This is a genomic window from Enterovibrio nigricans DSM 22720 (assembly GCF_900167155.1).
Classification (GTDB): Bacteria; Pseudomonadota; Gammaproteobacteria; order Enterobacterales; family Vibrionaceae; genus Enterovibrio; species Enterovibrio nigricans.
Map to the genome: position 1 here is coordinate 1 of NZ_FUXU01000126.1, position 7,031 is coordinate 7,031.

At 47.5% G+C, this 7,031-nt stretch carries 10 protein-coding genes, 1 tRNA gene and 2 rRNA genes; 8 read left to right on the forward strand and 5 right to left on the reverse strand.

Translation table 11 applies throughout. The features are described from left to right. From B5D35_RS21950 to B5D35_RS21960, 3 genes are all read left to right on the forward strand, one after another. Nucleotides 1-217 (forward strand): 23S ribosomal RNA (locus B5D35_RS21950); the annotation flags it as partial. Between the two features lie 118 nt (nt 218-335). After that, nucleotides 336-451, forward strand: a 5S ribosomal RNA gene (rrf, locus tag B5D35_RS21955). A 66-nt stretch (nt 452-517) separates the two neighbouring features. Further along, a tRNA-Asp gene (locus B5D35_RS21960) sits at nt 518-594 on the forward strand. Nucleotides 595-688: 94 nt separating this feature from the next. Here the strand turns inward: B5D35_RS21960 and B5D35_RS21965 are convergent. Both B5D35_RS21965 and ilvY read right to left on the reverse strand, forming a co-directional pair. Then, a complete protein-coding gene (locus B5D35_RS21965; protein ID WP_078754577.1) occupies nt 689-982 on the reverse strand; it encodes a SemiSWEET transporter in 294 nt (97 codons plus the stop codon). Between the two features lie 108 nt (nt 983-1,090). Beyond that, nucleotides 1,091-1,975, reverse strand: coding sequence for an HTH-type transcriptional activator IlvY (ilvY, locus tag B5D35_RS21970; protein WP_078754578.1), 885 nt, complete (start codon nt 1,973-1,975; stop codon nt 1,091-1,093). Nucleotides 1,976-2,130: 155 nt separating this feature from the next. On the opposite strand from ilvY, the gene ilvC reads away from it, so the two are divergent. Beyond that, complete coding sequence (gene ilvC / locus B5D35_RS21975) at nt 2,131-3,615, forward strand: ketol-acid reductoisomerase (RefSeq protein ID WP_078754579.1); 1,485 nt, start codon at nt 2,131-2,133, stop codon at nt 3,613-3,615. Between the two features lie 67 nt (nt 3,616-3,682). Here ilvC and ubiK read toward each other — a convergent pair whose 3' ends face one another. The 3 genes from ubiK to B5D35_RS21990 all read right to left on the reverse strand — a co-directional run bounded on the left by ubiK (nt 3,683) and on the right by B5D35_RS21990 (nt 5,475). Next, a complete protein-coding gene (ubiK, locus tag B5D35_RS21980) occupies nt 3,683-3,943 on the reverse strand; it encodes a ubiquinone biosynthesis accessory factor UbiK (RefSeq protein WP_078754580.1) in 261 nt (86 codons plus the stop codon). A gap of 209 nt (nt 3,944-4,152) precedes the next feature. Next, complete coding sequence (locus B5D35_RS21985) at nt 4,153-5,142, reverse strand: phage integrase (RefSeq protein WP_078754585.1); 990 nt, start codon at nt 5,140-5,142, stop codon at nt 4,153-4,155. A gap of 42 nt (nt 5,143-5,184) precedes the next feature. Then, the gene (locus B5D35_RS21990) at nt 5,185-5,475 is read right to left on the reverse strand and encodes a helix-turn-helix transcriptional regulator (protein ID WP_078754581.1); all 291 of its coding nucleotides are present in this window, start codon (nt 5,473-5,475) and stop codon (nt 5,185-5,187) included. Nucleotides 5,476-5,578: 103 nt separating this feature from the next. Between B5D35_RS21990 and B5D35_RS21995 the strand changes: the two genes are divergently transcribed. The 4 genes from B5D35_RS21995 to B5D35_RS22010 are packed head-to-tail and all read left to right on the forward strand — an operon-like array spanning nt 5,579 to nt 6,951. Next, on the forward strand, nt 5,579-5,890 hold the full coding sequence (locus B5D35_RS21995) for a hypothetical protein (protein WP_078754582.1): 312 nt from the start codon (nt 5,579-5,581) through the stop codon (nt 5,888-5,890). Further along, nucleotides 5,880-6,161 (forward strand): hypothetical protein, encoded by a 282-nt coding sequence (locus tag B5D35_RS22000; RefSeq protein WP_078754583.1) that lies wholly within the window; start codon nt 5,880-5,882, stop codon nt 6,159-6,161. Before B5D35_RS21995 ends, B5D35_RS22000 begins: the two co-directional genes overlap by 11 nt. Next, a complete protein-coding gene (locus B5D35_RS25095) occupies nt 6,158-6,628 on the forward strand; it encodes a hypothetical protein (RefSeq protein WP_244556707.1) in 471 nt (156 codons plus the stop codon). Before B5D35_RS22000 ends, B5D35_RS25095 begins: the two co-directional genes overlap by 4 nt. 56 nt (nt 6,629-6,684) lie before the next feature. Further along, the gene (locus tag B5D35_RS22010; RefSeq protein ID WP_078754584.1) at nt 6,685-6,951 is read left to right on the forward strand and encodes a crAss001_48 related protein; all 267 of its coding nucleotides are present in this window, start codon (nt 6,685-6,687) and stop codon (nt 6,949-6,951) included. Nucleotides 6,952-7,031: the final 80 nt, after the last annotated feature.

Below are 7,031 nucleotides of genomic sequence, written 5' to 3' on the forward strand. Positions count from 1 at the left end.
GTTCGGGTTGTCACGCCAGTGGCATTGCCCGGTAGCTAAGTTCGGAATCGATAACCGCTGAAAGCATCTAAGCGGGAAGCGAGCCTCAAGATGAGTCATCCCTAGAGCTATAAGCTCTCTAAAGGGTTGTTGGAGACTACGACGTAGATAGGTCAGGTGTGTAAGCGCTGCGAGGCGTTGAGCTAACTGATACTAATTGCCCGTGAGGCTTAACCATACAACACCCAAGGGGTTTTAGCGGACTCAAGTAAAGAACATTGAATGTGTAGAGACACTGGTCAGTAATTTCCCAGATTTTAGTTTTTCGCGATAAGCGGGGAACACAATAAGATTTGCTTGGCGACCATAGCGTTATGGACCCACCTGATTCCATGCCGAACTCAGTAGTGAAACGTAACAGCGCCGATGGTAGTGTGGGGTCTCCCCATGTGAGAGTAGGACATCGCCAGGCTTCAAATTTAGATACGCGTATTGAACGACGAGTATCGGATAGACAGAATACTGTTTATCACCGTGTGGAGCGGTAGTTCAGTTGGTTAGAATACCGGCCTGTCACGCCGGGGGTCGCGGGTTCGAGTCCCGTCCGCTCCGCCATTTATTAAGAAGCCCTGCTAGAAATAGCAGGGCTTTCTTTCGTCTGCAATTTGCCATAAACACCTAGAATGCTTTTTACATGCCCGCTTCTCGGCTAAAACGTTATCCCCACACGAATAATGATCCCTGCCACCATGGCGAGATACATCAAAAAGCCCAGCCCATTGCCGACCCAAATGGTCGGGTTCTTGTGGTAAAGCCCGTAAATTGTCCAAAGCATGGCAATAAACGAATAAAGTACCCAGGTTGTGAGCGACAGGCCTGCTGCATGTTCAGTATGTGAGAAGTAGAGTTTGTAGATTTGTGGAAGCGTCGCGATCGGGCTGATAAGTCCCATTACCAACATCAGAGGTTCTAATACCCTCCCTATTCGCTCTATCACGTTCATGACTTACCTCTCTATCCGTCGTTACTACAGAGAGGATAGTCTTCATGGCTTTGTAGGGGATAGGCCTTGAATGGCGAAGCTGAGACAGTATCGAAGATGAACTAAGGTTCAGATAGACTTCTCTTCCGCGACCTCCAAAAGTGCAGCTATGAGAGGATTTTCTTTCTGAGAACGAAGACAGCATACTCCCAGTTCAAATGGTTTAATTTGAGCTGCCTTCAAACGCTCAATCTTTTCTCTAACGGGACTATTGTTTATCACGACATCTGGAGCAATTCCCACACCACAGCCCAATGCCACCATACTCACAATGGCTTCATGACCAGAGACTTGCGCATAGATGCTTGGCTTTATCTTCATCTTCTTAAACCAAGTATTCGCACGCTCACGCGCAGTGCCTGCTTCAGGAACGATAAAAGGAATAGACGACCAGTCCGGTTCAGGGCTATGAAGAGTGTCTGTGAAGCTACTAATACCCGCAGGTGCAATAATAGATAATGGAATCTCACTGATAGCTTCGAAGGCAACCTTCGCTGGAAGTTGCTCAGGCCTTGCCGATATTGAGATATCAGCTTCATCAAGGAGTACTTTATCAATAGCTTGTGCGGGGTCGCCAGTAGAGAGTTTTAATTCGATACGAGGATGTCGAAGCCTAAACTCCGAAAGAAGCTCTGGAAGGTGACTATAGCTTGCAGTCACGGAACAAAACAGGCGGATCTCACCCACCAAGTCATGCTCTGACGTGTTGAACTGACTTTGGTATTGCTGCCATTCATTGATAATCTTCAAGGCGACTGGCAGCAGCGTTTTTCCTGCGGATGTTAGCTCAACACTACGATTATCACGCTGAAACAGTTGTTGACCGGCCTCTTGTTCGAGCTTTTGTATTTGTCTGCTCAATGCTGAAGGGCTGACATGCATTGCTGCTGCTGTTTTTGAAAAACTTTTGCTGTCGCACAAATGTATGAACAACTTCAAATATTTAATGTTCATCGCAAGACCTCCATGTTGCAAAAATCGCAATTACTTGTTGTGAATATATCACTTTAAGCAACGAGTTGCCTGATCTATGATGTGGGTAATTCGATACCACAGCTTGTCATGTGAGTATCGCTCAAGGATAAAATTTTCTTCACGGAGTATTCGACATGTCTAACTATTTCAATACCTTGAACCTACGCGAGCAACTGGCTCAGCTGGGTGTTTGCCGCTTTATGGACAAAGCAGAATTCGCGAATGAAGCTGATTTTCTGAAAGGCAAAAAGGTTGTCATCGTGGGTTGTGGTGCACAAGGTCTGAACCAAGGCCTTAACATGCGCGACTCGGCTCTGGACGTGTCTTATGCTCTGCGTCAGGCAGCGATTGACGAGCAGCGTCAATCGTACAAAAACGCGAAAGAAAACGGCTTCAACGTTGATAACTATGAAAACCTGATCCCTCAGGCAGACTTGGTGGTTAACCTAACGCCAGATAAGCAACACACAAGTGTTGTTAGTGCGGTGATGCCTCTGATGAAAGAAGGCGCGGCTCTCGGCTATTCACACGGCTTCAACATCGTTGAAGAAGGTATGGAAATTCGTAGTGATATCACAGTCGTGATGGTTGCTCCTAAGTGTCCAGGTACAGAAGTACGCGAAGAATATAAGCGTGGTTTTGGTGTACCAACCCTAATGGCTGTGCACCCAGAGAACGATCCAAAAGGTGAAGGGCATGAAATCGCGAAGGCGTGGGCAGCTGCAACAGGTGGCCACCGTGCAGGTGTTTTGGAGTCTTCTTTTGTAGCGGAAGTGAAATCTGACCTGATGGGTGAACAAACCATCTTGTGTGGTATGTTGCAGGCGGGCTCTATCGTTTGTTACGAGAAAATGGTTGCTGACGGTATTGACCCAAGCTATGCGGGTAAACTGCTGCAATTTGGCTGGGAAACCATCACAGAGGCACTGAAGTTTGGCGGTATTACCCACATGATGGATCGCCTGTCTAACCCAGCGAAGATCAAGGCATTCGAGCTTTCTGAAGATCTGAAAGATCTGATGCGTCCACTGTACAACAAACATATGGATGACATTATCTCTGGTCATTTCTCTTCGACCATGATGGCTGACTGGGCGAATGATGACGCAAACCTGTTGGGTTGGCGTGCAGAAACTGCTGAAACGGCGTTCGAGCAATACCCAGATTCAGACGTGAAGATCTCTGAGCAAGAGTACTTTGACAACGGTATCTTGATGGTAGCTATGGTTCGCGCAGGTGTTGAGCTAGCATTTGAAGCAATGACAGCGTCAGGCATCATTGAAGAGTCTGCATACTATGAGTCTCTTCATGAGTTGCCATTGATTGCCAACACCGTTGCACGTAAGCGTCTGTACGAAATGAACGTGGTTATCTCTGATACTGCTGAGTACGGTAACTACCTGTTCGCAAACGTGGTAACACCTCTGCTACGTGAGAAATTCATGCCGGGTGTAGGCACAGACGTTATCGGTAAAGGTTTGGGCGATGTGGGTAATGATGCCGACAACGCAACCCTTATCGCCGTGAACGATGCGTTGCGTAACCACCCAGTAGAATGGATTGGTCAAGAGCTGCGTGGTTACATGATTGACATGAAGCGTATTGCAGTGGGCGATTAATTCCGCGGAATGTGAATAAGGAAAAACCCGGCTAAGGCCGGGTTTTTTGATATCTATAGCTTGCCGATTAAGCGTCGTTTTTCTCGTTCAGTTTTTGCTCGAACTCAACGAGCTTTTGTTCCATTTCCGTCAGCTTTTGACGGGTGCGAAGCAATACCTGTGTTTGAACATCAAACTCTTCACGACTCACGACATCCAGTTTCGACAACTGAGATTGGATCACTTCGCGGACTTTCTGCTCAACATCGTTGCCCAAATCGCGCACAGGCTTAGGCATAGACTCATGGATTTGCTTAGCAATCTGTTCCAATTTCTTTGGGTCGAACATGCGTTACTCCTTATTTTGATGTCGTTATTCTAAGCAACCCCCGACCTTTTGTCGAAAGTGTCTTACAGGGCATTTAGCGTCTCACAACACAGAACGCTACGTTTAAAAATGAAAAAGGCCTCAAATGAGGCCTTTATTTTACCCTTAAAAACAATGCATTAAATAGAATTCAATGCGTTAACTGATTTTTAGGTTGCAGCACAAGCTACCTAGTTTTGGCAGTTTGGCCTAAATGTGGACAACGGGTTTAGTGCTATTGCCTCACTTAGATAATCCGGAGCTAGGTGCGCATACGTCATGGTTTGAAGTATGTTTGCATGCCCCAAGACCTTCTGCAGCGTGAGAATGTTCCCGCCGTTCATTATAAAATGACTGGCGAACGTGTGTCTCAACACATGTGCAGCTTGCCCCTTTGGTAGATCAAACGCCATTTCCTTAAGCACTGCATAAAACGCTCCGTAACAATTCGCTGCGAATAGCTTTCTGCCTGGCTGTTTAACCAAGGCGTTAGACAGCTCGACATGAATGGGAACGGTACGATTTTTCCCATTTTTAGTGTTAAGAAAGGTGATTTTTCCGTTTACAACCTGACTTTTCGTAAGCGTCGCGGCTTCACTCCATCTAGCCCCTGTCTCCAAGCAAACGCGAGCAATCAGTAAGGGATCGCCGTCAAGCTTATCAATTAAGGCTTTGACTTCACTCAAGGAGAGAAACCCCATTTCCCTTGAGGGTTCGCTTAATTTGCTTAACCCTTTGAGTGGGTGCTCCCCATAGTATTCCCCTGCCGTGATCAAGACAGTAAACACACTGCTGAGCCGGTTGTGGTTGCGGTTTATCGTGGCGGCTTTTTTCCCTTGCTGCATTTTGTTTGCCCTGTATTGGGAAAAGGCGGATTTTGTCACTTTTGATGCGATCGGATCGCCTAAATCGCTCGCCAAATTCAAAAGGTGTTGCCTCTCCTTTTGACCGCTTTTCAGTTGCTGGCCGTGAAGCTCGTACCATCTATCGATCAGCATTGTTAAAGGGCGTTTATCTGTAGGCCTTTCAAGCCATGGTTTATTATGGTGCGTTGACAGGAGCCAACGCTCATATTGCAAGGCTTCCCCTCGCGTCTTAAACCGTTTTCTGTATCGCTTCCCGTATCGTCCATTAGGACGACAATCGACCTCATAACCACCTGGAATAGATTTAACAGACATAAAGCTGTCCTCCCCAGGCGTAAAACGCAGGCGCATAGATGGCTATGCTTGTTTTCGTGACTCCTCGTCCACTAAGCCGCATTGCTCTTGAATTGAAAAGTCAGGGCAAACCTGTCCTGATTCAGGGGCTGTGTCACCCGTCATTAACCACAATGCATATTTCTTAAATGTGGCGTGATTAGTGATTTTTAGCATGACCCATCCAGCGGGATCGGTCGTTTCAGATAAATATTTTTCCACCGCGGGACGGGAAATGCCTATTTCTGCTGCGAATTTAGCTTGGCTGAGGCGCTCCTCTTTGATCACCGCTCTTAATCTATTTGCGAATGACATATTGATTCTCCATGTTAACTTATGGAATACTCAATAAGAGCTTATTGAGTTTTATGTGGATTCACTTGGTTACAACAAGTGAACCTTGTAGAGGATACAAGATATGAGTCGTAAACAGAAACAACCGGATAGTGTTCAGGCGCAACCAGAACAAGTAACGATCGTTATTCAACCAGATATGTTACCGATCACCTTGGAGGAGTATGCGCGACGTACAAATCAGACCTATCAAGCGGTAAAAGCGCAGAGTCACGAGAAAAAAATTCCCACGATACAAGCAGGTAAAGGCTGCACCGTCTATGTCAATCAGGCTCAGCTCATTCTTTCTTCGTTAGAAGCGGCAGGTTGGAATGTTCAGGTACCGAAAGGCATCTATGAAACGGTGAAGCGAGAGGCGAAACGCTATGCCGCATAACGCACTGCGCACGACCTTTAACGATCTGCTGCAAGGCTTTGCTTTTGATGGCGAAGCTCGAGCTCATTCCCTTGATACCATGCCCGCCGCCGTGACCTACCGCCACTGCGCGGACATGGCCGAACTCTCTCAAATCGCAAAGGCATTCGCCAAAGTGGCCTACCGACTGGGCGATGCTGACGCAGCGTTGCATTTTCTCGAAGCAGGCGAGCTGATCACACGCGAAGAATGCCTGCCCGAGCCTTTATTCCTGACGGAGAAATGTGCATGAAAGCCAAGGTTATCCGCTTGCTCGATAGCCTGTCATTAGCAGCGATGACGTGCCACATACTTGTGCCGCCTTTTTACCTTATTCCAGTCCCGTATGAATGGCTTTGGGGGATAGCGGTCGGCCTTTCGTTTTTGTGGTGCACGATCCGCGCGGGGATGTGGTCTCGCACCTCCCCCGCACCCAGCCAAGAAGTAAACACAACACAAAGGAGTTCTCTAATGAAAGTAAGAACCGAAAACGGCCTAGTCTATGACTGTGCTCACCCTAAGTGCCGGTTGCACCTTTCAAGAACGCAGGGGAAGGGCTTTGCCTTTATTCAGTGTCTCGACACAGGACTCGACGGTAAGGCTGAGCGCGTTAAACGTTACTGGGGAGCCTATGCGGACTCTCTCGATAATAGAGAGAACGGAGAAAGCATTTACCACATCATGCGTACAGGCAGTCCTTGGCCTGATTTACCCCAATAATCCGCCTGACGTGATGACAGTTTGAAAAGACGATGACGACACAGGAGAAGAATTCGATGAACACACCTAAAAAATCAACCCTGCCTGAGTACCTCACGCGAATGCTCGAAGAGTCGGAAGCTTTGCTGAGAAAAGCCAAGGCACTCGGTCATTTTCTCTACAGCGATGACTTCTGCGACCTCCCTCCCCCTGAGCAACACCGCCTCGTGAAGCAGCATGTTTTTATGTCCTGCTACATCGAAGTGTTGCGAGACCGCATCCAATTTGCGTTTGAGCAACTCAAGCCGCTTGAAGGCAAGGAAACAGGCACGGGAGAGGCGTAAGGCATGACAGACGTACTTAGAGAGATGCGAATATTTCGCCTCAACATCATGCACCGCCAATTCAAAAAGCTGGTGAGCAA

What these genes read in the sequence shown, in the direction of transcription:
- B5D35_RS21965 (WP_078754577.1), bottom strand. Translation starts at nt 982, where the DNA reads ATGAACGTGATAGAGCGAATAGGGAGGGTATTAGAACCTCTGATGTTG.
- ilvY (WP_078754578.1), bottom strand. Translation starts at nt 1,975, where the DNA reads ATGAACATTAAATATTTGAAGTTGTTCATACATTTGTGCGACAGCAAA.
- ilvC (WP_078754579.1), top strand. Translation starts at nt 2,131, where the DNA reads ATGTCTAACTATTTCAATACCTTGAACCTACGCGAGCAACTGGCTCAG.
- ubiK (WP_078754580.1), bottom strand. Translation starts at nt 3,943, where the DNA reads ATGTTCGACCCAAAGAAATTGGAACAGATTGCTAAGCAAATCCATGAG.
- B5D35_RS21985 (WP_078754585.1), bottom strand. Translation starts at nt 5,142, where the DNA reads ATGTCTGTTAAATCTATTCCAGGTGGTTATGAGGTCGATTGTCGTCCT.
- B5D35_RS21990 (WP_078754581.1), bottom strand. Translation starts at nt 5,475, where the DNA reads ATGTCATTCGCAAATAGATTAAGAGCGGTGATCAAAGAGGAGCGCCTC.
- B5D35_RS21995 (WP_078754582.1), top strand. Translation starts at nt 5,579, where the DNA reads ATGAGTCGTAAACAGAAACAACCGGATAGTGTTCAGGCGCAACCAGAA.
- B5D35_RS22000 (WP_078754583.1), top strand. Translation starts at nt 5,880, where the DNA reads ATGCCGCATAACGCACTGCGCACGACCTTTAACGATCTGCTGCAAGGC.
- B5D35_RS25095 (WP_244556707.1), top strand. Translation starts at nt 6,158, where the DNA reads ATGAAAGCCAAGGTTATCCGCTTGCTCGATAGCCTGTCATTAGCAGCG.
- B5D35_RS22010 (WP_078754584.1), top strand. Translation starts at nt 6,685, where the DNA reads ATGAACACACCTAAAAAATCAACCCTGCCTGAGTACCTCACGCGAATG.